Source organism: Candidatus Methanoperedens nitratireducens (assembly GCF_000685155.1).
Classification (GTDB): domain Archaea; phylum Halobacteriota; class Methanosarcinia; order Methanosarcinales; family Methanoperedenaceae; genus Methanoperedens; species Methanoperedens nitratireducens.
In genome coordinates this window covers 1-26,255 of the sequence record NZ_JMIY01000003.1, presented here as the reverse complement: position 1 = coordinate 26,255, position 26,255 = coordinate 1, and the positions used below count along the sequence as shown (strand labels likewise).

25 protein-coding genes are annotated in these 26,255 nt (G+C 44.2%); 14 read left to right on the top strand and 11 right to left on the bottom strand.

Going from position 1 to position 26,255, the window contains the following annotated elements:
* The first annotated feature begins 101 nt into the window (after nt 1-101).
* The 8 genes from ANME2D_RS17915 to ANME2D_RS06725 all read left to right on the top strand — a co-directional run bounded on the left by ANME2D_RS17915 (nt 102) and on the right by ANME2D_RS06725 (nt 9,399).
* A complete protein-coding gene (locus ANME2D_RS17915) occupies nt 102-239 on the top strand; it encodes a hypothetical protein (RefSeq protein ID WP_157833997.1) in 138 nt (45 codons plus the stop codon).
* Nucleotides 240-360: 121 nt separating this feature from the next.
* The gene (locus ANME2D_RS06755; protein ID WP_048090039.1) at nt 361-1,914 is read left to right on the top strand and encodes a type I restriction-modification system subunit M; all 1,554 of its coding nucleotides are present in this window, start codon (nt 361-363) and stop codon (nt 1,912-1,914) included.
* Nucleotides 1,911-2,348, top strand: a complete 438-nt coding sequence (locus tag ANME2D_RS06750) for a hypothetical protein (protein WP_048090038.1) — start codon at nt 1,911-1,913, stop codon at nt 2,346-2,348. The genes ANME2D_RS06755 and ANME2D_RS06750 overlap by 4 nt, the downstream gene beginning before the upstream one ends.
* Nucleotides 2,348-3,451 (top strand): PDDEXK nuclease domain-containing protein, encoded by a 1,104-nt coding sequence (locus ANME2D_RS06745; protein ID WP_081810178.1) that lies wholly within the window; start codon nt 2,348-2,350, stop codon nt 3,449-3,451. The genes ANME2D_RS06750 and ANME2D_RS06745 overlap by 1 nt, the downstream gene beginning before the upstream one ends.
* Nucleotides 3,448-3,921 (top strand): hypothetical protein, encoded by a 474-nt coding sequence (locus tag ANME2D_RS06740; protein ID WP_157833996.1) that lies wholly within the window; start codon nt 3,448-3,450, stop codon nt 3,919-3,921. The genes ANME2D_RS06745 and ANME2D_RS06740 overlap by 4 nt, the downstream gene beginning before the upstream one ends.
* Nucleotides 3,921-5,237 (top strand): restriction endonuclease subunit S, encoded by a 1,317-nt coding sequence (locus ANME2D_RS06735; protein WP_198527366.1) that lies wholly within the window; start codon nt 3,921-3,923, stop codon nt 5,235-5,237. The genes ANME2D_RS06740 and ANME2D_RS06735 overlap by 1 nt, the downstream gene beginning before the upstream one ends.
* On the top strand, nt 5,234-6,058 hold the full coding sequence (locus ANME2D_RS06730; protein ID WP_048090036.1) for a DUF429 domain-containing protein: 825 nt from the start codon (nt 5,234-5,236) through the stop codon (nt 6,056-6,058). The genes ANME2D_RS06735 and ANME2D_RS06730 overlap by 4 nt, the downstream gene beginning before the upstream one ends.
* 188 nt (nt 6,059-6,246) lie before the next feature.
* Nucleotides 6,247-9,399 carry a type I restriction endonuclease subunit R gene (locus ANME2D_RS06725; RefSeq protein ID WP_048090508.1) on the top strand — a complete coding sequence of 1,051 codons (3,153 nt, stop codon included), beginning with the start codon at nt 6,247-6,249 and terminating at the stop codon, nt 9,397-9,399.
* 81 nt (nt 9,400-9,480) lie between these two features.
* Here the strand turns inward: ANME2D_RS06725 and ANME2D_RS06720 are convergent, their stop codons facing one another.
* Both ANME2D_RS06720 and ANME2D_RS06715 read right to left on the bottom strand, forming a co-directional pair.
* A complete protein-coding gene (locus ANME2D_RS06720; protein WP_048090035.1) occupies nt 9,481-10,998 on the bottom strand; it encodes an AMP phosphorylase in 1,518 nt (505 codons plus the stop codon).
* A gap of 59 nt (nt 10,999-11,057) precedes the next feature.
* Complete coding sequence (locus tag ANME2D_RS06715; RefSeq protein ID WP_048090034.1) at nt 11,058-12,044, bottom strand: bifunctional N(6)-L-threonylcarbamoyladenine synthase/serine/threonine protein kinase; 987 nt, start codon at nt 12,042-12,044, stop codon at nt 11,058-11,060.
* Between the two features lie 82 nt (nt 12,045-12,126).
* On the opposite strand from ANME2D_RS06715, the gene eif1A reads away from it, so the two are divergent.
* The 3 genes from eif1A to ANME2D_RS06700 are packed head-to-tail and all read left to right on the top strand — an operon-like array spanning nt 12,127 to nt 13,777.
* Nucleotides 12,127-12,444, top strand: coding sequence for a translation initiation factor eIF-1A (gene eif1A / locus ANME2D_RS06710; protein ID WP_198527379.1), 318 nt, complete (start codon nt 12,127-12,129; stop codon nt 12,442-12,444).
* A gap of 11 nt (nt 12,445-12,455) precedes the next feature.
* Nucleotides 12,456-13,244 carry a serine protein kinase RIO gene (locus tag ANME2D_RS06705; RefSeq protein ID WP_048090032.1) on the top strand — a complete coding sequence of 263 codons (789 nt, stop codon included), beginning with the start codon at nt 12,456-12,458 and terminating at the stop codon, nt 13,242-13,244.
* Entirely contained in the window at nt 13,241-13,777 is a 537-nt protein-coding gene (locus tag ANME2D_RS06700; protein WP_048090031.1) for a KH domain-containing protein, read from the top strand. Before ANME2D_RS06705 ends, ANME2D_RS06700 begins: the two co-directional genes overlap by 4 nt.
* A 16-nt stretch (nt 13,778-13,793) precedes the next feature.
* Here ANME2D_RS06700 and ANME2D_RS06695 read toward each other — a convergent pair whose 3' ends face one another.
* The 3 genes from ANME2D_RS06695 to ANME2D_RS06685 all read right to left on the bottom strand — a co-directional run bounded on the left by ANME2D_RS06695 (nt 13,794) and on the right by ANME2D_RS06685 (nt 18,291).
* Nucleotides 13,794-14,462, bottom strand: a complete 669-nt coding sequence (locus tag ANME2D_RS06695; RefSeq protein ID WP_048090030.1) for a fibrillarin-like rRNA/tRNA 2'-O-methyltransferase — start codon at nt 14,460-14,462, stop codon at nt 13,794-13,796.
* 1 nt (nt 14,463) lies between these two features.
* A complete protein-coding gene (locus ANME2D_RS06690; protein ID WP_048090029.1) occupies nt 14,464-15,591 on the bottom strand; it encodes an isocitrate/isopropylmalate dehydrogenase family protein in 1,128 nt (375 codons plus the stop codon).
* A 75-nt stretch (nt 15,592-15,666) separates the two neighbouring features.
* On the bottom strand, nt 15,667-18,291 hold the full coding sequence (locus ANME2D_RS06685) for a PAS domain S-box protein (protein WP_052368626.1): 2,625 nt from the start codon (nt 18,289-18,291) through the stop codon (nt 15,667-15,669).
* A gap of 248 nt (nt 18,292-18,539) precedes the next feature.
* Here ANME2D_RS06685 and ANME2D_RS06680 point away from each other — a divergent pair, with 248 nt between their 5' ends.
* Nucleotides 18,540-19,388 carry a methanogenesis marker 8 protein gene (locus ANME2D_RS06680; RefSeq protein WP_048090028.1) on the top strand — a complete coding sequence of 283 codons (849 nt, stop codon included), beginning with the start codon at nt 18,540-18,542 and terminating at the stop codon, nt 19,386-19,388.
* 6 nt (nt 19,389-19,394) lie between these two features.
* On the opposite strand, the gene ANME2D_RS06675 is transcribed toward ANME2D_RS06680, so the two are convergent.
* The 5 genes from ANME2D_RS06675 to ANME2D_RS06650 form a co-directional block, all read right to left on the bottom strand.
* A complete protein-coding gene (locus tag ANME2D_RS06675) occupies nt 19,395-20,552 on the bottom strand; it encodes an aconitase X (protein ID WP_048090027.1) in 1,158 nt (385 codons plus the stop codon).
* A gap of 1,150 nt (nt 20,553-21,702) precedes the next feature.
* Nucleotides 21,703-21,930: a type II toxin-antitoxin system HicB family antitoxin gene (locus ANME2D_RS06665; RefSeq protein ID WP_048090025.1), complete on the bottom strand. Its 228-nt coding sequence runs from the start codon at nt 21,928-21,930 to the stop codon at nt 21,703-21,705.
* Nucleotides 21,931-22,001: 71 nt separating this feature from the next.
* Nucleotides 22,002-23,261: a UbiD family decarboxylase gene (locus ANME2D_RS06660; RefSeq protein WP_048090504.1), complete on the bottom strand. Its 1,260-nt coding sequence runs from the start codon at nt 23,259-23,261 to the stop codon at nt 22,002-22,004.
* The gene (locus ANME2D_RS06655; RefSeq protein WP_048090024.1) at nt 23,261-23,821 is read right to left on the bottom strand and encodes a UbiX family flavin prenyltransferase; all 561 of its coding nucleotides are present in this window, start codon (nt 23,819-23,821) and stop codon (nt 23,261-23,263) included. Before ANME2D_RS06655 ends, ANME2D_RS06660 begins: the two co-directional genes overlap by 1 nt.
* A complete protein-coding gene (locus tag ANME2D_RS06650) occupies nt 23,818-24,024 on the bottom strand; it encodes a hypothetical protein (RefSeq protein ID WP_048090023.1) in 207 nt (68 codons plus the stop codon). Before ANME2D_RS06650 ends, ANME2D_RS06655 begins: the two co-directional genes overlap by 4 nt.
* Nucleotides 24,025-24,146: 122 nt before the next feature.
* Here ANME2D_RS06650 and ANME2D_RS06645 point away from each other — a divergent pair, with 122 nt between their 5' ends.
* Complete coding sequence (locus tag ANME2D_RS06645) at nt 24,147-24,965, top strand: RNA-guided endonuclease InsQ/TnpB family protein (protein WP_241763324.1); 819 nt, start codon at nt 24,147-24,149, stop codon at nt 24,963-24,965.
* A 12-nt stretch (nt 24,966-24,977) separates the two neighbouring features.
* A complete protein-coding gene (locus ANME2D_RS18645; RefSeq protein WP_277812922.1) occupies nt 24,978-25,322 on the top strand; it encodes a transposase in 345 nt (114 codons plus the stop codon).
* Between the two features lie 293 nt (nt 25,323-25,615).
* On the opposite strand, the gene ANME2D_RS06640 is transcribed toward ANME2D_RS18645, so the two are convergent.
* A partial coding sequence (locus tag ANME2D_RS06640) for a transposase (protein ID WP_048090022.1) occupies nt 25,616-26,255 on the bottom strand: 640 nt, incomplete at its 5' end.

The window sequence follows — 26,255 nt, the reverse complement described above, 5'->3', positions numbered from 1 at the left end:
ACACTTCGCATGTGCATGGATAACGTTCAGAGCTTCTGGACTTTTCGGATAGGCTCTAAGTGCCTCTGGAATTTAAGAGCAAACAAGGAGATGTTTGGAGCATGGTTAAGGAGGATATATACAAACTGGACAGGATCCTGGATAGAGATATAGAACGACGCATTATTGAGATTTTTCCCGATAACCAGGAGGATAACCGGGCGATCCAGCTTCACGGTTCTGTAAGAGATGCGGTTTGACGCTTGATGAGAATGTAAACCACATGCTTATAAATATACACTAAGTTATATGCTCTGTCATTCTAAAGGATGCCTGCCGTCCTGAGCGGGTCGGTATAAGAAGGAGATATGAGGTGTAAAAATGCCAGGCAATCATAACGAGATCGAAAAGCGCCTTTGGGATGCCGCAGACGAGCTTCGAGCAAATTCTAAATTAAAATCTTCCGAATACTCGGTTCCGGTTCTTGGACTGATTTTTCTCCGTTACGCTGATCATAAGTTCACCATAGCCCAGAAGGAACTGGCAGGCAAGAGTACAGGCAGGCGCCCTGTGAGCAAGACTGATTACCAGGCGCGCGGTGTCCTGTACCTGCCTGAAGCCTCAAGATTTTCCAAACTTCTCAACCTGCCGGAAGGTGCTGATATCGGAAAAGCCATCAATGAGGCAATGCGTGCAATCGAAGTTGAGAACGAGGAACTCAAGGACATACTCCCAAAAACCTATAACCATCTCGATAACAGCACCCTTGTAGAGTTATTAAAGACTTTCAACTCTGTGCCTATGGACATTGAAGGCGATGCCTTCGGAAAGATCTATGAATATTTCCTGGGCAAATTCGCCATGAGTGAGGGGCAGAAAGGAGGCGAGTTCTTTACACCCACCTCTATTGTCAAACTCATAGTCGAGGTAATCGAACCCTACCATGGGCGCATCTTTGATCCTGCGTGCGGCTCAGGCGGTATGTTCGTCCAGAGCGCGCGCTTCGTGGAAAATCACAAGAAGAATCCCAATGCTGAGATCAGCGTCTATGGACAGGAAAAGACCGCCGAGACCGTGCGCCTGTGCAAGATGAACCTTGCTGTTCACGGTCTTTCTGGAGATATTCGTGAGGGCAACTCCTACTACGAAGATATTCACAAGAGCGTCGGAAAATTCGACTTCGTGATGGCAAATCCGCCGTTTAACGTTGACAGGGTGGACAAGGAGCGCATCAAGGACGACCCCCGCTTTCCGTTTGGCATGCCAAAGCCCGATAATGCCAACTATCTCTGGATTCAGATATTTTACAGCGCCCTGAATGAGAAAGGACGCAGTGGATTCGTGATGGCGAACTCTGCCAGCGACGCCCGTGGAAGCGAGCAAGATATCCGAAAGTCGCTTATTGAAGAAGGCGCTGTGGATGTGATGGTTGCCGTTGGCTCGAACTTCTTCTATACAGTCACGTTACCATGCACCCTCTGGTTCCTTGATCGTGGCAAGGTAAAAACACCGCGCAAGGACAAAGTCCTCTTCCTTGATGCCCGGCACATCTTCCATCAGGTTGACCGCGCTCATCGCGATTTTACCCCTGACCAGATCGAGTTCCTTGCCAATATCGTGCGGATATACCGGTGCGAGCAGCCTGAGACAACAAATGGCAGCACACCGATGTTGAAAGAGAAATTCCCGGATGGAAAGTATGTTGATGTGCCCGGTTTGTGCAAAGTGGCTTCACTTTCCGAGATCGAGGCGCAGGGCTGGAGCCTGAACCCGGGACGCTATGTGGGAGTGGCAGAGCGCGAAGCTGACGATTTTGATTTCAAGGAACGCCTGGAGGAGCTGAACGAAGAGCTTGAAACACTTAATGCAGAGGCGCGGGAACTGGAAGGGCGCATTGCTGAGAATGTTGAGAAGCTGCTGGAGGGGTCAGGATGATGGTTGCATATGAATCTACAGGGAAGGAACCGCAGATAGACGCAGATGAACGCAGATTTTTCCCTGTGACGGAGTTTATAGAACTCTTTGTTGACAGGTTCTTTTCCGTGATGGAATTTGATAAAACGATACACTGCAAAGGACGCAAAGAGCGCAAAGAAAAGCGGCAGGAATCTTTGTATCCTCTATGCCATAGCATGAAAAAGCACCGCCTCAGTGAACTTAGAACACGGATGACACGGATCAAACGGATTTTCACGGATAATTGTAATCCGTGCGTATCCGTGTCATCCGTACAATCCGTGTTCCATCCTAGTTTTTCTGGCATGAAACCAACATGCACGAAGGTATCTGCGTTTATCTGCGTTCCTCTGCGGTTAATTGATGGCAAGCTTTCCACGCCCTGGCAAAGCGCGATTATAATAGGTGGATAATGGTGAAGAATGAATCACAAAGAGAGAATAGAGAGATAAACAATACGGGAATTGATAGAGTGGATCAACTGAAACCTAGTAAAACTACCGGGGATGTAAAGAAAGACGTGAACTCTTCTCTCTATGATCAGATTCGGCAAATCCTGCTGGAATCACAAAGTACTGTTGTCCGTGCAGTCAATATGGTAATGATGCAAGCTTATTTTGAGATTGGCCGCTTGATTGTCGATGATGAGCAGCATGGTCAAGCCCGCGCCGGGTACGGTGAAGAAACATTGATGGCTCTTTCCAGGAAGCTAAAAGCAGAGTTTGGAAAGGGGTTTTCAGTGCGAAATCTCAGAAATATGAGGACTTTTTACGTCACTTTCAAAAATCGGCAGACACTGTCTGCCAAATTAAGCTGGTCTCATTACACTCTTCTTATGCGTCTGGAAAATGAACAGGCACGGAACTTTTACTTAAAAGAAGCAGAGACCGAAAACTGGTCTGTCAGGGAACTGGATCGACAGATTAACTCACTGCTTTTCGAGCGTCTGGCACTGAGCCGAGATAAGACGCAGGTAAAGACTCTGGCTGAGCAAGGGCAAATCCTGGAATCTCCTCGTGATCTGATTAAAGACCCGTATGTTCTGGAATTTCTGGGACTACAGGAGCAGGCAGCGTACACCGAGAAGGAGCTTGAAACTGCTCTCATTGATAATCTGCAAAGTTTTTTGCTTGAGCTGGGGAAAGGTTTTACTTTTGTTTCCCGCCAGAAACGTATCACGCTGGATGCCGAGCACTTCTATATCGATCTTGTCTTCTATAACCGCCTTTTGCACTGTTTTGTATTGATAGACCTGAAAATCGGCAAGCTTACACATCAGGATATAGGACAGATGCTAATGTACGTGAATTATTACGACCGGGAAATCAGGGCGAAGGACGAAGAGCGAACAATCGGTATTATTCTCTGCCACGATAAGAAAGAGACGATAGCCCGCTACACTCTGCCTGAGAACAATACTCAGATATTCGCTTCAAAATATAAACTGTATCTGCCCACGGAAGATGAACTCATAAGAGAGGTTGATGAGATAGCAAAGAAGCTGGAGGGGTCATGATGATGGCTGTATATGAATCTACAGGGAAGGAACCGCAGATAAACGCAGATGAACGCAGATTTTTCCCTGTGACGGAGTTTATAGAACTCTTTGTTGACAGGTTCTTTTCCGTGATGGAATTTGATAAAACGATACACCGCAAAGGACGCAAAGAGCGCAAAGCAAAGCGGCAAAAATCTTTTCGACCTCTGCGCTCTGGTATGAAAGACTTTTCATCGCCATCTATGAACCACAGTTCATGGCTGACTTTGCGGTTAAATATATTTTCCACTTCTGAGCGGGCGGTAAGGGCGCTGCATGGAGTATCTGCGTTTATCTGCGTTCATCTGCGGTTTTTAAATTGGGTGATTTTTCGGACAGGATTTACAGGATATGTTTTTAATTCTGTAAATCCTGTTATCCTATCAAATTCGAAGTGCCAACAGAATGCGCCACGGCTGAGAGCGATGGTGAGGGAGGGGATGAATTGATGGGGAATGATAAAATAAAAGACGCGGAAACAGGGGTAATGCATCAACAAGAGGTTATAGCACATACATGGACAACTTGTACAATTCAAGACCTCTTAGCAAAAGGCGAAGCAGAGGTAAAAACAGGACCATTTGGTACACAGCTCCATGCAAGCGACTATGTAGAACAAGGAACGCCAGTTATCAACGCCCGTAATATCGGTTTTGGCGATATTCGTCCAGATAAGTTAGAGTTCATCTCTGAAGAAACAGTGCAAAGTCTATCATCTCATTTATTAGAACCTAACGATATCGTGTTTGGGCGCAAAGGCACAGTTGAACGTCATGCCTTTATTCGTAAAGAGCATACGCGCTGGTTTCAGGGCACAGATTGCCTTCGCCTCAGGCTAAAAAGCCCTTCAATTGATCCTCGATTTGTTTCTTACTGTTTTCTTATAGAGGCTCATAAGCGTTGGATGATCAATCAATCTTCACATGGCTCGACAATGACCTCATTGAATCAAGATATCATCGGCCGAATTTTGCTCCGATTACCTCCTTTCGATGTTCAAAAGAAAATTGTAGCTATCCTCAGCGCTTACGATGACCTCATCGAAAACAACACGCGGCGCATCAAGATTCTGGAAGAGATGGCGCAGGCGCTCTATCGTGAGTGGTTCGTGAGGTTCAAGTTTCCGGGGCATGAGAAGGTTAGGATGGTGGAGTCGGAGCTTGGGATGGTGCCGGAGGGGTGGGAGGTGAAGAAGTTAGGTGAAGTATGCAATATTTTAATGGGGCAATCACCAAAATCGGAGTTTTACAATGATACGGGCGAAGGTTTACTATTTCATCAAGGTGTAACAGATTTTGGCGATAGGTTCCCGATAGATCGTATGTATTGTACGGTACAGAACCGTATAGCTGAAGCCGGGGACATTCTTTTCAGTGTCCGTGCGCCTGTTGGACGTATTAATATAGCAGATAAGAAAATCATCATTGGGCGCGGTCTCTGTGCTATACGAAGCAGATCAGGAAACCAGGCATTTGTTTTTCAGCAATTAAAAGAACAATTTAAGGAAGAAGACTCTATGGGCGGCGGAACAATATTTAAATCAGTAACAAAGGACGATATGCAGGGAATTAAGTTTCTTGTTCCATCTGAAGTACTGATTAAGAGCTTTGAGGATATCACAGTTCCAATTTTTACAGAACTCAAAAACTTAACAATCAAAAACACCAACCTCCGCCGCACTCGCGACCTACTGCTACCGAAGCTCATCTCAGGCGAGGTGGACTTGGAAAAGCTTGAAGTAAATATCCCAACTGAGGCAGTATGAAAGTCTATGGCATAGACTTCACCAGTGCGCCGAGTCACAGGAAACCAATTACATGCGCAGATTGCATACTTGAAAATGGATTTTTGCATTTTAACGACATAAAGTATCTGGAAACCTTTGATCAATTTGATGAATTTCTCGCCAGTGGGACAGAATGGATAGCAGGAATGGACTTTCCCTTTGGCCAGCCGAGAAAGTTAATATGCAATTTGAGATGGCCTCTTTCGTGGGAGGGCTATGTTGGTATCATCGATAAAATGGATAAACAGAAATTTGAGAATATGCTTAAAGAATATGGTCAACAAAGACCAGAAGGAGATAAGCATCACTTCCGTGAAACGGACAAAAAAGCGGGCTCTCGTAGTCCAATGATGCTTGTTCGAGTTCCTGTTGGGAAAATGTTTTTTCAGGGTGCTCCAAGGTTGCTGAAATCTGGAGTTAGCATTCTCCCCTGTCATAAAAATGGAAGCAGGAAGATCGTGGTTGAAGCATATCCAAAACTTGTTGCAAAGAAATTGATCTCCAAACCTCAATACAAAAATGATACTAATAAGAAGCAGACTTCTCAATTTGATGCGCGGCGAGAAATCATGAAAAAGTTGAAATCAGATATTATCAGATTTCACTATGGTTTCAATGTAGAATTAAAGGAAGATTTGACAACTAAAATTATTGATGATAATAAAGGTGATTGTCTCGATGCTTTGCTCTGCGCAATTCAAGCCGGATGGGCACATGAACAGAGAGAACTTGGGTATGGTATTCCAGAGGGATTTGAGCTTGAAGGGTGGATAGTTGATCCAGAGCTAAATGACAGGTAGCTTCTTATGCACTTATTTCCACCGCTGATATCTCAGCAGCATTCCCGAGCGCTTCTGCCTCTTCATTAATCACTTCCAGAATGATTGTGTATTTTATTATTATGGGAGAACATCGTTATTGAGTAAAAACTTTTCTATGTTCGCATAATCATATATATTTAAAAATTCATTTGATCTAAAGAATGGCAATGAACGACTACTCCGAAGATTTACTTGTGGAACAGCCCACAATCGCGCTTTTTCAAGAACTGGGCTGGGAGACCGCTAACTGCTTCCATGAGAAATTCGGCGCAAATGGCACTCCTGGACGTGAGACTTCAAGTGAAGTGGTGCTTGTGCCCCGCCTTCGCGCCGCACTTGTGCGCCTGAACCCCGACCTGCCCCCTGAAGCTATCGAGCTTACCATTGAAGAGCTCACCCGCGACCGCAGCATCATGAGCCCTGCGAATACCAACCGCGAGGTCTATAGATTGCTAAAAAACGGCGTAAAAGTCTCTTTCAGGGGCAAAGAAAACGAAGAGACGGTTGAGAATGTCCGTGTAATCGACTGGAACGAGCCTTCCAATAACGACTTCTTCCTTGCATCGCAGTTCTGGATTTCCGGGGATATGTACAAGCGCCGTGCCGACCTTGTTGGCTTTGTTAACGGTCTGCCGCTCATCTTCATCGAACTCAAGGCATCGCACAAGCGGCTGGAACATGCATACAGGGATAACCTGCGCGACTATAAGAATACAATACCGCAGATTTTCTGGTATAATGGCTTCATTATCCTTTCGAACGGCAGCCAGAGCAAAATAGGCAGCATGACAGCAGAGTGGGAGCATTTCGCAGAGTGGAAAAAAATCAATAGCGAAGGCGAGAAGGGTATCGTATCACTGGATACAATGATCCGGGGAACATGCGAGCCAGCGCGCCTTCTTGATATTGTCGAGAATTTCACGCTATTCAGCGAAGCCAGCGGCGGGATTGTTAAGCTGGTTGCGAAGAACCACCAGTACCTTGGTGTGAACAACGCTACTGAGGCATTGAAGCAGATCGAAAAGAACAGAGGACGCCTCGGAGTCTTCTGGCACACCCAGGGCAGCGGGAAAAGCTACTCTATGGTCTTCTTTTCACAGAAAGTGCTGCGAAAAATCCCCGGTAATTTCACGTTCGTTATCGTGACCGATAGACAGGATCTGGACAACCAGATATACAAGAACTTTGCCGGCGCAGGCGCGGTGACTGAGGATCAGGTGCAGGCAGAGAGCGGAGAACACTTAAAGCAGCTACTGCGTGAAGACCACCGCTACATCTTCACTCTTATCCAGAAATTTCATAAAAAGAAGGGCGAAACCTATCCTATGCTTTCAGCTCGCAAAGATATTATTGTCATCACAGATGAGGCACACCGCAGCCAGTACGATGCCCTTGCCCTGAACATGCGAAATGCCCTTCCCAATGCGGCATTCATCGCCTTTACGGGCACGCCTCTCATTGTCGGTGAAGAAAAGACAAAAGAGGTTTTCGGAGACTACGTCAGCATCTACAACTTCAAGCAATCCATAGATGACGGTGCTACAGTTCCGCTTTATTACGAAAATCGCATCCCAGAGCTTCAACTCACCAACAAGGAATTGAATGAAGACCTGCAACGCCTCATCGATGAGGCTGAACTCGATCCAGACCAGGAGAATAAACTTGAGCGTGAGTTCGCGCGTGAATACCACCTGATAACAAGGGATGACCGGCTGGAGAAGATAGCCAAAGACATTGTCGCTCATTTCATGGGACGTGGACAATTTGGGAAAGCAATGGTCGTCTCCATTGACAAAGCAACTGCTGTTCGGATATACGATAAGGTGCAGAAGTACTGGAAAACGTACCTGAAAGATTTACAGGCCAAGCTGGTAAAATGCAAAGAATCCGAGAAAAAGGAACTTGAAGAAAAAATCAAATTCATGGAAGAGACCGACATGGCGGTCGTGGTGTCCCAGTCGCAAAATGAGATTGAAGACTTTAAGAAAAAGGGTTTGGACATCGCTAAACATCGCAAGAGGATAGTAAAAGAGGACCTTGACAGGAAGTTCAAGGACCCGGATGACCCGTTCCGCATCGTATTCGTGTGCGCCATGTGGATGACAGGCTTTGATGTACCATCCTGTTCCACCATCTACCTTGACAAACCCATGCGTAACCATACCCTCATGCAGACCATAGCACGGGCAAACCGGGTGTTCAGAGATAAATTAAACGGTCTGATAGTTGATTACGTTGGAGTGTTCAGGAACCTGCAGAAAGCATTGGCAATCTACGGCTCTGGCGCAGGCGGGGGAATAAAAGAAGGTGAAACTCCAGTAAATGACAAGAGTGTGCTCGTTGAACAACTAAAAAATGTTATTTTGGAAACCACAGCATTTTGTACAGAACGAGGCATTGACATCTCAAAGATACAAGCAGCCTATGGTTTTGAGCGCGTCAAGTTGATTGATGATACGATTGATACAATATTGATTAACGATGAATCAAAAGCGAAGTACCTTTCGATGGCAGCTAATGTGGTCAGGATATACAGGGCTATACTCCCCGACCCGGCAGCCAACGAGTTCGGCCCGAAACATCTGCTTTTCGCTAAAATTGCAGAAACGATTCGTTCTCTGTCTCCTGAAACTGACATTTCTGAAGTCATGGAATCAGTTGAAAATCTGCTGGATGAGTCCATCGCCACTGAAGGATATGTTATCCGGGAAAGATCTGATGGATATCGCCTTGTGGATTTGAGCCAGATCGATTTTGAGGCACTAAAGGCAAAATTTGAGAAAAGTCGAAAGCGGATTGAGACTGAAAAACTCAGGGGTGCTATCAATCACAAACTGGTGCAAATGGTTCGCTTGAACAAAAGCAGGGTTAATTACCTGGAGAAGTTCCAGAAATTGATAGATGATTACAATTCAGGCTCCTATAATGTGGAAACATTCTTCGCCAATCTTGTGGAATTCGCGCAGGGTCTCAATGAAGAAGAAAAGAGAGGAATCGCTGAGAATCTTACTGAGGAAGAACTGGCAATTTTCGACCTATTGATAAAACCTGAAATGATCCTTAGCAATAAGGAGCAACAAGAGGTTAAAATGGTGGCACATGATCTTCTGGAAACATTAAAGAAGGAAAAACTTGTTCTCGATTGGCGTAAGCGCCAGCAATCGAGGGCAGCTGTAAGGCTATTTATTGAAGAAATTCTGGACCGCCTGCCGCGGAGCTATCTACCTGAATTGTATCAGCATAAATGCGATGTGGTGTATCAACACATATATGATTCTTATTTTGGACAGGGACAGAGTATTTATCAACCTGTGGTTTGAACAAGCCCTCTTTGTCTGACAATCAAGAGCCTGGTGACATCACTGTAGCTGGGCTCGTATGGTCAATAAAAAATACAGTATCTATAACACCTGCAGAGGCCGGATATGCTCAAGAACCATGCCTTCCACGATCATTGGATACTCCTTTTCTGCGCTTTTCAGGGCATTTGTAAGCTTCCAATCCTTATCAGCAAAGATCGTGATGAGCGGCTCACCTTTCTTAACCAGTTCACCTTTTTTCTTATTGATCCAGACGCCGGCTCCTATATCTATTGGAGAGCCCGCAGCCCTTGCAATCTCAACTATGCGCTTATTATCGAATTCAATGACATAACCATCTACAGGTGATAAAAGTTCTCCCCTGTACTCGCCGGGTTTAATATCTGTATGCGTTATATTTGGATTTCCACCCTGTGCCTCTATAATTTCTTTTAATTTTGTAAGTGCTTTACCAGAGCGCAGTGTCTCCATTGCAAGCTCCTTACCATGCCCTCTGGTAGCAACTCCTACCATCTCAAGCAAAATCCCGGCAAGGCCTGTGCTCTTCTCAATAAGGCTGTTCGGTCCCTGCATTGTTTCCAGTACCTTCAGCGCCTCTCTCACTTCGATTGCAGGGCCTACTGTCCTGCCTACGGGCGAAGCGCCGTATGTCATTGCACATTCCACACTGATCCCGAGCCGCTCACCCAGTTCGATTAAATCTCTTGCCAGCCTTTTTCCCTCATCTGCTGTAGGAATTTTAGTCCCGATGCCAGTGGGAAGATCGATAACAACATAATCTGCACCAACAGCGCCTTTTTTTGCTATTATCGATGCAAGAAGCTGAGAACGCGGGTCAATCGATAGTGGATATTCAGAGCGTATTAACTTATCATCGGCAGGGGCTATGTTAGTGGCGCCTCCCCATGCTATAACACCTCCCACCCTCTCTGTTATGTATTTTATCTCATCTGCAGAGAGCTCAACAGGTGCAAGTACTCCCATCAGATCAGCGGTACCCGCCGCGCCGGTTATCGCCCTTGAGCTGGTCTTGGGTATGAGAAGATCGTTTGCCGCTATTATAGGGACAACAAGCAGCGATATCTTGTTCCCCGGTACTCCGCCTATGCTGTGCTTATCCACAATGGGGTGCGTATCGAACTCGATCTTTTCACCGGTGTCAATCATGGCTCTTGTGAGCCATTCAATCTCATCTGCGCTCATCCCATGGATATATGAGGTCGTAACGAACGCTGCCATCTCTATATCTGTCAGGTTTTCCCTGACTATATCCTGAATGATCTGATAGATCTCTTCCTGTGTCAGCTTCTGATTATCCATCATTTTTTTAATAAAGCTGATCGAGCTGGGTTTTGAGGTAGGGACTATGTTTATTACCAGCGGGCATACTTTTCCGAGCCTCTCACAGCATTCCTGATATACTCCGACATCACCTTTTGCGATCATATCTCCTGTCTCAACGATCGCTGTCAGATAGCTGTGGTCTTTTAATTGCACACGGTCGCCGCTGCGAACCCCAAGCTCTTTTGCATCTTCTGGATTAAGAACTATTTTATATTTTCCTGCTTTGATTCTGAGTGGTTGGACTTTAAGTTCCATTGTATCGTACCTATTTAACCTATATATCGTGTTTATAATTTAGCACTATTCATTAATTCTCAACTGCTGTTATTCCGCCATATAACCTCTACCTCATCCGGCCTGAAGTTCGGATTTACCTTTGAATCAGAAAGAGAAGTCCTATACCCTGCTCTATACATCAATAGCCCAAGGTATGCTATCATTGCCCCGTTATCCCCCATAAATCGCTTCTCTGGCACATAGAATTCGATACCCCTGTCCTCGCACATGATCCCCAGCATCTCCCTCAGGCGTGCATTCGCACCCACACCGCCTGCCAGAAGGACTTCCTTTTTTTCTGTATGCGCAACCGCCCGCTCTGTCACTTCGACCAGCATAGCAAATGCGGTCTCCTGGAACGAATGGCACACATCGGGCAGTGCAAAGCTCTTTGTGCATTCCTGAGCAGCAGTAGCAAGGCCTGAGAAAGAAAAATCCATGCCTTTTACAGTATAGGGAAGAGGGATATATCTTGTCGCTTTCCCGGCCAGTTCCTCTACCTTAGGACCTCCTGGATGCGGTAATCCCACCGATCTTGCAAACTTATCAAGAGCATTTCCTATTCCGATATCAAGTGTCTCACCAAAGACCCTGTAATATCCTGCCCTGTATGCCAGAACCTGTGAATTTGCGCCGCTCACATAAAGTGTAACCGGGTCGTCTGCAGGTGTTCTCCATCTGCCTACCTCGATATGGGCTACGCAGTGGTTAACCCCTATAAGGGGGACTTCCATGGACAATGCAAGCGCCCTTGCAGCCGTTGCTACTGTGCGAAGACAGGGTCCAAGCCCGGGGCCCTGTGAAAAAGCAACTGCATCTATATTCCTACCACCTTTTTTTAAAGTTTCTCCGACCACCTCTTTGATGCGGTTAGCATGGTGTTGTGCTGCCTCCCGCGGATGGATTCCTCCAGTCGTCGGTTTGTATGTGGCTGTTGTCTCCACAATTACATCATCTTCATTAACAATAGCGGCACTCAGATTCCATGCCGTTCCTTCAAGACCGAGTATTGATATTCTAGACATATTTCAGTAACCTTTACATATAGCAGCAACTATATGAAATATATATTATGAGGTGTTATACTGAAATATATTATGAGGTGTTATACTGAAACAACGACAAAATAATAAGCAAGAGCCTGAAGAAGTTGTAAGGGTTCGTATTCCTCAGAAGAGTGCAAACGAGGTGCTGGGCACTGTTGAAAGCCTGTTGGGGGCCAATAAGATCAGGGTCAGATGTATGGATGGCGTAGTAAGGCTCGCTCGTATTCCTGGTAAAATCAAAAAAAGGATATGGCTTATGGAGGGAGATGTTGTTATAGTTGTACCATGGTCTTTCCAGAATGAAAAAGCGGATATCGTCTGGAAATACAGCGGCCCTCAGGTAAACTGGCTGCAACGCAAAGGGTTTTTAAAAAGCTAAAATAATCTTTTATGGTCAGTGACAAAAATCTCAGCCGCATGGAGGAGAGGATTGATGAATTCCGTATGCGGATCAAGGACTCAAGCCAGAGGGAGGTATTTGCTGATGTCTTTGATACAGCAACATTGATGGCTCTCTATGAGCTTTCAAAAAAAAGTTATATAACTGCCATGGGGGGTTCTGTAAGTACAGGAAAAGAGGCAAATATCTTCCATGCCATCTCCAAAAAAGATGATGCCCCGGAGATCGCCGTGAAGATATATATGATATCTACCGCGAATTTTAATGCAATGAAGGACTATATTTTAGGAGATCCACGTTTTAGCGGGATTAAGCAAACCAGGAAAGATATAATCCTGGCATGGGCAAAAAAAGAGTTTAAGAATCTGAAGCGAGCCGAGGATGCGGGTGTGAGAGTACCAAAACCGTATATTACAAGAAGGAATATACTATTAATGGAATTTATCGGAAAGGATGGCGTACCCATGCCTCAATTAAAGGATGTTAAATTAACCCAGAAAGAGGCGCAGCGCATTTTTAACAGGATTGTAGAATATATGGCTTTGCTGTATTCCAGGGCAAGACTTGTTCATGCGGATCTTAGCGAGTACAATATACTGATCGATATGAATAATATGGAGCCTGTGATTATAGATATGGGTCAATCAGTGATGATAGATCATTTTAACGCAGAAAAATTCTTAAGACGCGATGTGGATAATATTGCGCACTTTTTTAAAAAATTAAACATTCCAGTAAATGAAGAGAGAATGATATCAATCATAAAGGAGGAAGTATGACCGAGCATATTAAAATTCCGCTTGAAAGGGTGGCAGTTTTAGTCGGGCCAAAAGGTAGCGTTAAAGAACTGATCGAGAACAAATCAACAGCCACACTTAATATCGATAGCCAGAGCGGGGATGTTGAGATTACGGAAGCAAAAGACCCGATCAAAGGATTGAGAACAAGAGAGGTAATCAATGCAATCGCAAGGGGTTTCAGTCCTGAGAAAGCACTTCGGCTATTTGATGATGATCTTCTTATGTTTGAAACTATCGACCTGTCGAATATAGCCAGATCAGAAAAGGATCTGCAGCGCATAAAAGGAAGAATAATCGGTAAAGCAGGCAAAACCCGGGAGGTCTTTGAGAACCTGACCAGCGCGCAGATCTCAGTCTATGGAAAAACAATATGCTTAATCGGGTATCCTGAGCAGAACGCTGTAGCCAGGGCAGGTATAGAGATGCTCCTGGAAGGGTCAACACACGGGCCTGTATATAAGTTCCTTGAGAAAAAAAAGAGCGAGTTGAAGCGTGTCGAGATGGGGTTCTAGATACATCCAGGAGACGCTATCTTTTTTGTGCTATCACTGCTGTATGATCTGAATGGAAAGGTTCCAGGTCTATTAATTCCTTGATATTGAAATGATCCTCTAATCTTTTTATCTCACTTTTGGCCACTTCATCTGTTTTTTTAATAGAATCGATGCTTTTTAATTTTATCATCAATATCAGGAGGCCATTCTTTTTAAGGAACAGGCTGGCGTTCCTTATGGCTATCCCGGCCTGCTCGCGCTGGGCCACGTCCTGGTAGATAAAATCAACTTCCGAAACCATATTCCTGTATGAATCAGGATATCGGGCATCGGCAAGAATAGGGATAAGATTCGTCCTGGGGATACTGATGCGGATAAGATCCTTCATAGCTCTTGGTGAGAATTCCACTGCAAAAACAGTTCCTTCCAGAACAATATCAGATACATGGCTGACAGTAGTTCCGTTAGCAGCACCAAGATAAAGTACAGTGGAATCTTTTTTTATCGATATGGATGAACCTTTTAGGATTATGGCAGCAAGTTTGCTATGATACGGGTCCCAGATGCGGAACTCTTCATCCCCTACTGTTATGGTTTTTTCGCTGTGTACCCCTGGAACAAGGCTCTTTGTGGATAATATCTTTGAGCCATTCATTGATAAAGTAAAGATATTATCCAGCCCGGTTTGCCTGATATTCCTCATCTCATACAGCTTTGATTAATCGCGCTATATCGTCCCCTATATCAGAGGTCGTACTTGAGCCGCCCATGTCATATGTTTTCACTTTACCGTTGACGATATTCTGTTCGATTGCCCTTACTACTGCTGAAGCTGCATCCTTTTCACCGATCTGATCAAGCAGTAATGCTCCAGCCCATATGGTCGCAATAGGGTTCACCCTGTTCTGGCCCTTGTATTTTGGTGCGCTTCCGTGTATGGGCTCAAACATGCTTGTCCCTTCTGGGTTTATGTTCCCGCCAGGAGCAAGACCAAGGCCGCCCTGTATCATTGCACCAAGGTCGGTTATGATATCGCCGAACATATTCGGCGATACTACGGTGTCGAACCACTCAGGGTTCTTAACGAACCACATCGTTATGGCATCCACAAAGTTAAAATCGGTTTTAACATCAGGGTATTCGGATGCGATCGAACTGAACTCTTCTCGCCAGAACCCGTAAACATCAGACAGCACATTTGCTTTATCCACGGATGAGAGATGTTTTTTCCTGTTCATTGCAAGCTCAAAGGCATAACGGATGACCCTTCGTGTGCCCTCTTTGCTTATAAGGCCGAGTTGATAGCCGATCTCATCGCTATCTGAATCTATATCAAGGCCGAATTTTATATTATACAGGTTTCGTACAACCTCAAGTGTTTTCTTGCTCTTTCCCTTCTTAGAGCGCCCGCCGATCCCTATATAGAAATCCTCGGTGTTCTCACGCACAACCACAAAATCAATGTCAGCAGATGTTTTATCCTTGAGAGGAGTCCAGACCCCTTCAAGTAGTTTTATTGGCCGCAGGTTGACATATTCATCAAAATAAAAGCGGATGTTCAGGAGAATGCCCTTCTCCAGTATGCCGGGTTTTATCCTATCATCGCCTATTGCGCCGAAATAAATAGCCCTGTACTGAGAGAGTTCCTTGAGCGTATCCTCAGAGATAAGTTCGCCGGTCTTGAGGTAGTGGTCAGCACCGTGCGGGTATTCTGTCCATTCGATATCGAAGCCGAACCGCTCACCAGCAGCATCGAGCACCTTGCGCCCTTCTCTTACTATCTCAGGGCCTATCCCGTCGCCAGGGATTACAGGGATTTTATATTGTGTCATGTACTGTCCTCTTGTATTAACTGTACCTTAGAATTCCTGCGAGGTAATTAAATTAACTAAATGGGACGCTCATTTTCATTTGCTCAGGACCTCACGTATGGTCTTCAATAGTTTTTCAGCAGTATAAGGCTTTGACAGGAATGCATGTACAGTAGTGCCTGCAGCTTTTATAATTCCCCCATTCCCGGTTAATCCGCTTACTGCAATAATCCTGACATCCGGATTGATTTTACGCAGCGCCCGAATGCATGCATGGCCATCCATAACCGGCATCATCATATCCACAAGAACAATCTCGATCACCTCCCTGTACTGTACATACAATGCAACTGCCTCTGCTCCATCATTGGCTGTGATCGCCTTGTATCCATGTGTTTCCAGTACCCTTCTGGTACTCTCACAGATCCTGACCTCATCATCCACAACAAAAACCAATTCTCCCTGCCCTATAGAGGATTCATATCGCTGCACCTGTACTTTTAGTTCTTCAGTTATCGTAATCGCAGGCAGATATACCTTAAACGTTGTCCCTTTTCCGACCTCGCTGTATACATTTACAAACCCTCCATGCCCTTTCACGATTGCATGAACTGTTGAGAGGCCAAGACCAGTACCTTTACCAGGCTCTTTTGTCGTGAAGAAGGGTTCAAAGATCCGATCCATTACTCCAGGAGAAATACCATCTCCGTTATCTGAGACGGTAATGACGATGTAATTGCCAACTCTGGCCTCAATATTCATCCTGGCATAGTTCTCATCCATAAAAAGATTCTCAGCCGATATACTGAGGACCCCGCCATCCGGCATCGCATCACGTGCATTCACGCACAGATTCATCAGGATCTGATGTAATTGTGTTGCATCTCCAGATATAGTCCAGAGGTCTTTCGCTACATCAGTTCTGGTTTCGATAGATCTTGGGAACGTCTCTTTTGCAATCTTTTTGATCTCATATATAAGGTGTGTCACTTGAAGGGTCATATGCTCACCCTCGACCCCCCGTGCAAATGATAGAACTTGCTTTATCAGATCTGCTCCACGTTGAGTATTTGTTTCGATAATATTAAATAGTCTCTGACTCTGTTCATCTGTGAATTTTTCCCGCAATATCTGTGATGTCAGCATTATTGGCACAAGCACATTGTTCAGGTCGTGCGCAATGCCACTTGCAAGCGTGCCTATGCTCTCCATTCGTTGAGCACGGAAGAACTGCGCCTCGATCTTCTTTTTCTCAGTTATGTCAGTGTTGACGATAAGTATTGATTTCGGCCTTCCGTCGCTGTCGTGCACCAGGGTCCAGCGGCTTTCCACAATGATCTTTTTACCATTTTTCGTTACCTGCTCCAGCTCACCGATCCATTCTCCTCCCTCAATCACTCTCTTTCTGGCTTCGATAAGTATGTGTGGTTCTTCTTTATATAGGAGCTCATTGGCATTTTTGCCGATGGCTTCCTCTTCTGTCCAGCCGTATAAACGCACAGCGCTTTTATTCCAGTAGATAATTCGGTGCTCTAAATCCCAGACAATAATAGCATCCTGTGCTTTATCAAGAAGAGCGGCCTGGTCTTTTATTTTCTCCTCCATGTTCTTGCGCTCTGTGATATCTTTAACTGTCCCCATACTTGCCACCCTGCCGCGATAACTTATAAGCCCGACATTCATATTGACAATGATCCTGGCCTTCCCATCTCTGTGCAGTATGCGGAATTCGTATTCACGGGGGATATCTTCACCTGCCTGTCTACGATAGTATCGGTCTGCAACCATTCCCATATACTCTGGCGCAACAAGTTCTCGGAAATGTTTTCCAATAACCTCTTCCACCGCATACCCGGCCATTCTGGCAAATGCTTCATTGACAAATTGAATTTCTGCATCCTGAATGATAAAGACTCCATCCTGAATGTTATCTATTAATGTGCGGTATTTTTCCTCAGATTGCTGCAGCATCTCCTCTGCACGCTTGCGCTCGGCAGCATCTTCTATATTGAAAATGTTCACTATATGCCAGAGAGACCAGGCAATTCCCACAGCACTTATAGCACGGAAAATTTGAACAGGAATGCCAGACCAGGAAATAAACGATGCATTGTTTATTACTGAAGCCGGGAAAAAGTCCGCTTCAGGGACTATCAATCCACCTAATATCCCATAGAGCCCAAAAAATAAAGCAGCACATATAAAATATCTTTTGACAATAGCTTTTCTTAGTCTGTCAGCTTCGCTCTGGTAATATAAAAAAAATCCAATAGCACTTAAAATTGCACCTGGAAAACCCAGGAAGTATCTTGATGAAATATTCCAGGTATTATAGGATGTTACTCCTGATAATACTGGAAATCCAAAAAATAAAAGTGTTATTATAAATGGAAACCAGATACCTAGTCTTTTTGTCTTGCCGATATTAATCAACTGATAACCGAATAAAAAGATGAATAAATAGGAGATAAACAAAACTGAAGCACCAAAAATTTTTAGAAAAGAAGAATCTCCTTTAATGAGTATAAACAGATCTATAAACTCGTTTGTTCCGTGAATAACCCCAAACCAGGCCAAAAGCCATAAAATATAAAGCAATCTAAATCTACTCTTTTTGGTGATCCTGAGCTGCAAGAAAAGGATAATCCCGAGGACTACAAAGGCGAATCCATAAATGAAGAAAACAACATCCAGATTTTTAATAAAAATATCAGTTGACATATGTTATTCTCCATCGATTGGCAGTTATTTCCAATAATTGGTAGATATACTTCTGCCAATTCTGGCAATATCACATTGACCACTATACCTGAGTATTGCATCACTTAAACCTTTCGTTATGCAACACCTCGGTTGCGGTCGTTTTTATATATGCCATGAAATTCAGTATACTGCTAATCTTTAATTCTACACTCAAGATCAGAAACTTTTTATTATCCTCTGGTTCTACAGGTTTGCAGGTGATTGATATGCCCCATATAATGGAATTGTTCGGGAAGACACGGGTAGTGATTGAGAACGGGAAGATAATAGAAGTGGGTGAACCTGTGGCAGACTGGTGCCCTGTATTCAGCAAGGTCGCATCTGTCTCAAGACTCACAAAAGAAGAAGCAAAAAAGAATATGGAGTACAGGATAAAAGAACTCGGTATGTTTACACCGAATAGAAGGTTTGATCACGGTGTTTTTGTTAATTTTGGTGCAAGTGAGATAATGATGACCGCTCTTCGCAGGGGTCTTATTGATACTACAGTGACAGTATGCGATGGCGCAGGCACGGTGATTACGAGTAACCCGGATCTTGTGCAGGGTATGGGCGCCCTGATGTCTGGATTGATAGAGACAGAGCCGATACCGGAGATAATCGAGGGAATAGAGTTGCGTGGAGGAACTGTGCTTGATAGGGAGAGCGCAGGAATTGATCAGGCAGGAGGCCTCAGAAAAGCCTGTGAACTTGGATATGAGAGGATAGCTGTGAGCGTGGTCGGTACTGATGATGCAGGAGAACTTCGTGCGATAGAGAAAGAACATAATATCGATTTAATATTGATCGGTGCACACCTCACAGGTATACAGCATGCTAAAGCAGAGGGGTTCATCAAAGAGATGGATATAGTTACGGGATGCGCCTCAAAGATCGTGCGCCACATGGTTAAACCCGTTCTTCAGGTAGGTACCTCTGTTCCTATGTTTGCCATGACACAGATGGGGAAAGAACTGCTCTGTGAGCGGGCAAAGGAGGTTGAATCCCCAGTTCTCATCAACACCATGAGGCTGCCCGTACTGCCTGAACACAAGCAGCCAAGATTGATTGGTTAGCACTTATTAGTCTCTCAGCGCCGCAGCAATGCATTCCTCCGTAGTTGCAAGGATACTCTTCACGCCGCACAGGTTAGGCACATACTTATGCGCTTTACCTGAATTTACCATCATGCAGGTGAACCTCTCACTTGCAGGGGACACCACCATGCATGTATCACAGAAAACCTTTGCACCGCTTCTCTCTATGCGCTTTACCAGAAGAGGATGCTCTCTCTTTATGGCACGTGAGGTGCATATCCATACTTCCCTCTTCACCTCTTTGCCGTCTAAGAGCCGTGCTAATCGCTCAAGCTCATCAATGCTGCTGTGAGGGCATCCGAATGCTATCAGGTCAGGTGTGCCTGATGAATAAACCTCTTTTATCTGTCTCTCTTCGATAGTGATCCTTTCAGCGGGAGGTTCATATTTCCAGGCCTCAGGTGTGATACCCCGGACATGGTATAATGCCACAGCGCCAGAGGCTGCCATCGCTGCACCCAGTGATTTAAGTTCATCCTTTGATGGTCTGGATTTGAGTTTAAAGAACGGGACCCTGTCTCCTGCTATCTCACCCACGATATACCCAAGGGCTCCATAATCCGAATCGTGAAGCTCTGCATCTACCTGGATTAAGATATCGGGCCTTCTGTTCTCATCCAGATGATATCCAAAATTCGGTGTTTTGCCTGTTAATGCTGCTGCAAGTGCGCTTGGTCCTCCCTCCCTGTTCGTTCGCGCCCCGATGACAGAGTTGGCATATGAGATCGCTGAGGATTCGCTCCACGCCACATGGTCACCTAATCCTGCCAGATCATCAAAGATGCTGTACGGCGTGCAGGTGCATTCCGTTTTTACACCAAGCGCCTCGTATGCCCTTATGATCTTATCCTGCTTATCTGCAAAATCCCCTGCTATTCCCATCTCCATCCAGCATTCCCTGTCCATCCCTGCTGGATTCAGGATCGAGGGTACTGCCACTTTTCCTTTCAGATCTGATATCCACTCAAGGCCTGCCTCGCCTATGGTCTTGTACGAGACACCTGCGATCTGGGCGCTTTTTATGGGAATCAGCCTGTCGGCATCATAGATGTCTCCAAGGGCAACAAGTATCTCGATAGCCTTCTGGTATGTGGGGCCGCGCTCTCCATTGAGGAGCTTTTCTTCATCAGGTGTTAGGTACATCCATGCCTCCGTGACTTAGAATTTATACGAGAAGTTAAAACCACAGAGAGCACAGAGAACACAGAGACATGTTTAAAAAATCTCCGCGCGTTCTGTGTCCTGGTATGAAAAAGTTCAATTATATCGCATCTTAGATTCCGATGTGGTTCGGATAATATAAACACCGAACTGGTACGAACTCGATACGAACTCGGGCTTATGAGTTCGTTTAAGTTCGTTTTGAGTTCGTTGTTAATCGTCTTTTTCATGACAGAACAATTGTGATCGAACACGGATTGCACGGATGACACGGATTGGCACGGATTGAAATTACCCGTGAATATCCGTTTGATCCGTGTTCTACGCCACTGCTGTAATACTTTTTCATACCAGGGCGTAAAATTCGCAAAGATTGTAGTTATGCTTTGCGTTCTCTGCGTTCTTTGCGATGGACTAAATATTAACCGCAGATGAACGCCCAGAGTCACGCCTCTGGAGGGCGTGTACACGTATTGCGGAGCAATACGTGGGCGCGGAGTCGAGAACCCGCAGGGTTTCGGCATGATAAACGCAGATAGACGATTAACAAAAGCCATGTTTCTTTTTATTTTTGATTTCAGTTTCCATAGCAAAATCATTCTATTGCGTCCGATCCATCCTGTTTTCTCGAAGACTATAAAATATAATACCTTTTTTCGTCTTTATGGGGTTTTCTCTTGAATCTTCCATATAAATTCACTCTTATAATCCTTACATTTCGATAAATAAAAGTATCTCTTAAATTATTCGCAATGATATTTTATGTTTTGTATTTTTCTATTATTGTTTTTCCTACAATGTTTTTTATCCATCAACGCCCACCATAACACACTCCTCAGTTGTCGCCATAATACTGCGTTCGTATATACACTATCCTTGCGAGAACAATAAAGGGAATCTGTCCAAACAAATGGATAGTGGATGCTATTTTATTATACCGTGCAAGTATGGATTGTTGTGATTATATGCAACCGGTGATTTAATGTTAAACCCCGCCTTCGGCGGCGCATCCCCAAGGGTCTGGGGTCGCAACCCCAGCGCCATAAGGCTAATATTGACCGAAAGTATTAATAGTACGCTTATCTGCGGTTTTTTATATTCTCGATAGTTTTGAGGTGTTAATCGCTGCAGTTTAGCAGGCAACTTTTACCTCTAACGAAGTAGTTATAATCTCTTTGCTTAAGTACGCCATTTTTTCATCATCTGATAATGTCTCCAGGTAGAGTTCGATAGCCTCTTTTATGTTTGCCATTATTTCATCTAAAGAATCACCCTGAGTTTGACATCCTTCAAGCTCCGGACAATAAGCATAATACCCATATTCATCTTTTTCAATTACAACGCTGACTTTGCAATTCATTTCTTTCTCCTTAACTATCAATAGTGAGTTACGTTCTCATAATATTTTTGACCATCCGAAAATAAAAACTCTCATATTTTCGGCCGCCGCACCCTCTGGAATTTCCACCTCTTGCTTAGATCCATTGTAGCGTCAATCCCGACTTTCGTTCCGATACCGTTCTCAGATCTGGGATCAAGGGTACTGCCCCTCACGTTCGGGTAAATATAAATATCCTCATCGCCCTTAACGCGCGTCGCTATTGCGAACTCGATGTCGTTCGGGTCGAATATATTGATATCCTCATCCACTATTATCACATGCTTTAAGCTCTTATGTGCGGCAAATGTGGCCTCGATAGCTTTTCTTGCTTCATCGTCATCGCTGCTCTTATGTATCTGCACAGCAGCATGGAAATAGCAGCATCCGCCAGAAGTGAGTACCACGTTCCTTACATCTGCCACTTTTTTAACCTCATTGAATATCAAGGGCTCATAAGGTACACCCATCAGTATGTGATGCTCGCCGCCTGCAGGAAGGAGGGCATGGTAAATAGGATCGCGCCTGTGCATCATATTTGTGAGATGGATCACAGGCTGTTTCCTGATTATATCATACGTGCCACTTATATCCACGAATGGCCCCTCATCCGCAACTTCTGTGGGATGGATATACCCCTCAAGTACGATCTCAGCATGCGGGACTTTGATGCCGTTTTTGCATTCAAATAACTCAACAGGCTCGCCTCTGAGCGCTGATGCGTAGTTGAACTCCCGCCCTTCTGGCACGCGCGTTGAGACTGCAAACAGGATCACAGGGTCGATGCCGATAACAATTGCGATCGGCAGCGACTCTCCATTCTCAGCGGCTTTCCTGTGAAGATTATACGTGTGCCGGAATTCTACAAGCCGTGCCACAAGCCTGTCCTTTCCTGTTACCCCGAGCCTGTGTATCGAGGCATTCATTACCCCCTCATACTCTGAGACCACGACGCCAGCGGTAATATACGGCGCGCCGTCGCCTTCAAAATGCGTAAGGACAGGAAGCATTGATAGATCAGGTTTTTCAATAATTTCCTTTGCGGGCGAATCACCCACGATCTTTACTTCTCCCTCGGTTGGGCATGAGGACAGGTGATGTATTATTCTATCATGCGGTACCCCAAGGGCTTTTGCAAGCAGTTCCCTTGAGCCAAGGATATTCATGACCACTCTTGAGCCGTTGACATCAGTAAACAGTGTGGGTTCTTTTCCAACTGTGGCCGATACCTCATAGACCGGAGAGAGGGGTTCTCTGATCTCCCTGAGTACTCCTTCAGATCTGAGCTGTTCTAAAAATCGCCGCAATCCGATCACTTCCACCGCTTGTACAGGTCATGCTCAATACTCAGGAGATCAAGAGCACGGCCTGCCATGAAATTTATGATATCATCAAGAGATTCTGGTCTTGAATAAAAGGCCGGACTTGCAGGAAGTATATGTGCTCCTGCTCTTGCCGCCCGTCCCATATTCTCTATGTGAACCAGGTTTAAAGGCGTCTCACGCACCATCAGAACAAGTGGGCGTCTTTCCTTAAGGCAAACATCTGCCGCCCTTGAGATCAGTGTATCCGACATCCCGATAGCTATCGATGCAAGCGTCTTCATACTGCACGGCGCCACTATCATTCCTCTTGATCTGTGAGAACCGCTTGCTATAGGGGCTGTAAAATCATGATCGCCATATACATTATCACCCAGTTGCTCAATGTCATGTATTGAGAAATCGGTTTCAATTTTGATAAGTTGTTTTGCCGACTCTGACAGGATCAAATGAGTCTCAAATTCTTTCATGCTTTTTAGAGTTTCAAGAAGGCGTATCCCGTATTGAACCCCTGAAGCGCCGCTGATGCCTATAATGATCTCATCGCTCATATTATATCCGACTGTTTTCGTCTCAATCTCCCCAGTAACTTCTTTATTCTGCTCTTGTTGACGTTTTTTATCTTGATTCTGAGATATCCCCGCTTTGAATTAATCACCATTTTAAATACAGTATCCTCCGGGCAGGATTCAAGAAAATTCTCAATCTCTCCTGCTACCGTCTCCTTATTAATTCCTGTATATTCAATGCTCATACTACTCTCCTTGGGGCGCAGGGGTAGCGGAAACTCTCTCTTTTAAGTAAGAGAGGAAGCGTACCCCGCCTCCCAAATAATATTATTGACCATAAAATATTTACATCTATACGTTTTAATATATGAATGTGGATATGGATAGAACGATTAAACTTAAACTGGATATGTCGGATGAAAGCAAAGAAACCCTCCGACAGACCATGACCCTTAGCAATCAGGTCTTTAACGAGATTGCTCAGTATGGTTTTGATAACCACACTTGCAGTAAGGTAACTGTCCACCATGCTACTTATTACAACATTCGCGGAAAGTACCCAGAGCTTCCGTGTTCTATCCTTCAGGGAATAAGAGATGTTGCCTGTGAATCTCTCAAAAGTGTTGAGCTTAAGAGACTTCCTAAAAGTAAACAATTCTCTGCTATCAGGTATAACAAGAGAGTCTGCAACATCAACCTTCAGAAGAGAACTGTTACTCTTGCATCCACTAAGGGCAGGGTAAAAGCTACTTTTCCGATTCCTGAATACTACAGGCGTTATCTTGATTGGGAGATTAGAACCTCCACACTTAGCTATAACAGACAGCTGGACACTTTTTACCTGCATGTTACTGTTCGCAAGGATTCCCCCCAAGCATCTGGAGATAGAGTTATCGGAGTAGACAGGGGAATAGTTAATATTGCAGTTGCTTCTAACAATAAGTTTTTCAATAGCAGTCAGATCAAAAACATTAGAGCAAAGTACGCATACCTTAGAGCGGAACTCCAGAGCAAAGGCACACGATCTGCTAAGAGAAAACTCAGGAAGATAAGCGGACGTGAGGAATGGTTTGTTAAGGATATTAACCACTGCATCTCTAAGGCCATTGTTGCTATGCCCTGTGATGTGATCGCTATTGAGGATTTGAACAGCATAAGAGTTCAGAGCAGAACCAAAGGAATTTAGTTTAATAGAAAGCTGAATAACTGGAGCTTCTATCAGATTGAGCAGTTTTTGAGATATAAGGCTGAGGCTGCTGGAAAATCGGTTATAATGATTGATCCCAGGTACACTAGCCAGAAATGCTCTAACTGTGGACATATCTACAAGGGTAACAGGAAAGGTAACTCGTTCCACTGTGTTAAGTGTGGGTTTAGCCTGCACGCTGATCTTAATGCTGCTCGGAATATTGCCAGCGTTGGTAAACTGATGCTGGTAGGCTGCCCTGTCAACCAGCCAAATGTAGCGTGTAATGAAGTCGAAGCCGATATTGGAATTGAGACTGAACATAGTTACAAGCTCCTGCCCTTTAGGGCTGAGTAGTTGACATCCATTATGCTACAATCGGATTAATATATATCTATCTCTCTAACGATATCAGGGCAATGTTTCAATCCCTTCTGGGTCTTCTAATTGATTGCAATGGCATAGCATAAATGCTTATTTTTCAATATAATCCTTTCTAAATCCTTTAAAAATATGACCCATTTCAAGAACCTGCTGCATACCAGCTATTTATATACATTCAGGAAATGAGAGAACGAAAAGATCAGAGTACTATATAACATTCGATCTTTTTACCGGCGTCTTTTCGCCAAGTTCTATTATACTGACGTTCACACACAACATTCAGCCAAATTAAAGTTCCCATTTACTTCGTATGACCAATCAGAATATTTAAAATCAATATTTGATTGATCCGGCTCATCAAAATTTAAATTTATATCAAGGTTAGCTAATAGCTTTTCAAACTCAAAAACGCATTTTGGTGGGTATTTCCACAATAAATAGAGGGATAAATTATCTAAAACCTCTTTAAAGCTCATATTATCGAGTTTAGGTCTTAGATACTGTATAAAATTATGCATCAAGAACCTCATGAAAAAATCGCCATAATTACTCTCTTTTTTTCTAAAATATGATCCCTCTATATTTAAATAAGATTTAGACTCTTTATTGGTTTGTTCTATAGTAAATCTCTCCAGATATTTCTGTATTACCGTTTCTGGCTTACTTTTAAGTGAGATCGAAAATAAGGGCATAAAATCTTTATACTCCTCACCCTTAACTAAAAAAAGATTTCCAGCGACTTTATTCCAAATACATCTTTTCAAAGGATAGATAACATAACTTTTACCTTTAATAATCCGTTTAATTGGATTTGTCTTATTGAAGATGTCAATTTCTCTGAATTCTTTACCAGATAAACTTACAACAAAATTTTTATTAAGTCGAGTAGTAAGCTTTATTGAATTT

Excerpts from the sequence above, each read along its gene's own strand:
- ANME2D_RS06685 (WP_052368626.1), bottom strand. The coding sequence starts at position 18,291 with ATGTCAACTGATATTTTTATTAAAAATCTGGATGTTGTTTTCTTCATT.
- ANME2D_RS06695 (WP_048090030.1), bottom strand. The coding sequence starts at position 14,462 with ATGAGGAATATCAGGCAAACCGGGCTGGATAATATCTTTACTTTATCA.
- ANME2D_RS06680 (WP_048090028.1), top strand. The coding sequence starts at position 18,540 with ATGCCCCATATAATGGAATTGTTCGGGAAGACACGGGTAGTGATTGAG.
- ANME2D_RS06730 (WP_048090036.1), top strand. The coding sequence starts at position 5,234 with ATGAAAGTCTATGGCATAGACTTCACCAGTGCGCCGAGTCACAGGAAA.
- ANME2D_RS06715 (WP_048090034.1), bottom strand. The coding sequence starts at position 12,044 with ATGTCTAGAATATCAATACTCGGTCTTGAAGGAACGGCATGGAATCTG.
- ANME2D_RS06690 (WP_048090029.1), bottom strand. The coding sequence starts at position 15,591 with ATGACACAATATAAAATCCCTGTAATCCCTGGCGACGGGATAGGCCCT.
- ANME2D_RS06725 (WP_048090508.1), top strand. The coding sequence starts at position 6,247 with ATGAACGACTACTCCGAAGATTTACTTGTGGAACAGCCCACAATCGCG.
- ANME2D_RS06645 (WP_241763324.1), top strand. The coding sequence starts at position 24,147 with ATGAATGTGGATATGGATAGAACGATTAAACTTAAACTGGATATGTCG.
- ANME2D_RS06750 (WP_048090038.1), top strand. The coding sequence starts at position 1,911 with ATGATGGTTGCATATGAATCTACAGGGAAGGAACCGCAGATAGACGCA.
- ANME2D_RS06700 (WP_048090031.1), top strand. The coding sequence starts at position 13,241 with ATGACCGAGCATATTAAAATTCCGCTTGAAAGGGTGGCAGTTTTAGTC.
- ANME2D_RS06745 (WP_081810178.1), top strand. The coding sequence starts at position 2,348 with ATGGTGAAGAATGAATCACAAAGAGAGAATAGAGAGATAAACAATACG.
- ANME2D_RS06720 (WP_048090035.1), bottom strand. The coding sequence starts at position 10,998 with ATGGAACTTAAAGTCCAACCACTCAGAATCAAAGCAGGAAAATATAAA.
- ANME2D_RS17915 (WP_157833997.1), top strand. The coding sequence starts at position 102 with ATGGTTAAGGAGGATATATACAAACTGGACAGGATCCTGGATAGAGAT.
- ANME2D_RS06740 (WP_157833996.1), top strand. The coding sequence starts at position 3,448 with ATGATGATGGCTGTATATGAATCTACAGGGAAGGAACCGCAGATAAAC.
- ANME2D_RS06655 (WP_048090024.1), bottom strand. The coding sequence starts at position 23,821 with ATGAGCGATGAGATCATTATAGGCATCAGCGGCGCTTCAGGGGTTCAA.
- ANME2D_RS06755 (WP_048090039.1), top strand. The coding sequence starts at position 361 with ATGCCAGGCAATCATAACGAGATCGAAAAGCGCCTTTGGGATGCCGCA.
- ANME2D_RS06650 (WP_048090023.1), bottom strand. The coding sequence starts at position 24,024 with ATGAGCATTGAATATACAGGAATTAATAAGGAGACGGTAGCAGGAGAG.
- ANME2D_RS06675 (WP_048090027.1), bottom strand. The coding sequence starts at position 20,552 with ATGTACCTAACACCTGATGAAGAAAAGCTCCTCAATGGAGAGCGCGGC.
- ANME2D_RS06735 (WP_198527366.1), top strand. The coding sequence starts at position 3,921 with ATGGGGAATGATAAAATAAAAGACGCGGAAACAGGGGTAATGCATCAA.
- ANME2D_RS06705 (WP_048090032.1), top strand. The coding sequence starts at position 12,456 with ATGGTCAGTGACAAAAATCTCAGCCGCATGGAGGAGAGGATTGATGAA.
- ANME2D_RS06665 (WP_048090025.1), bottom strand. The coding sequence starts at position 21,930 with ATGAATTGCAAAGTCAGCGTTGTAATTGAAAAAGATGAATATGGGTAT.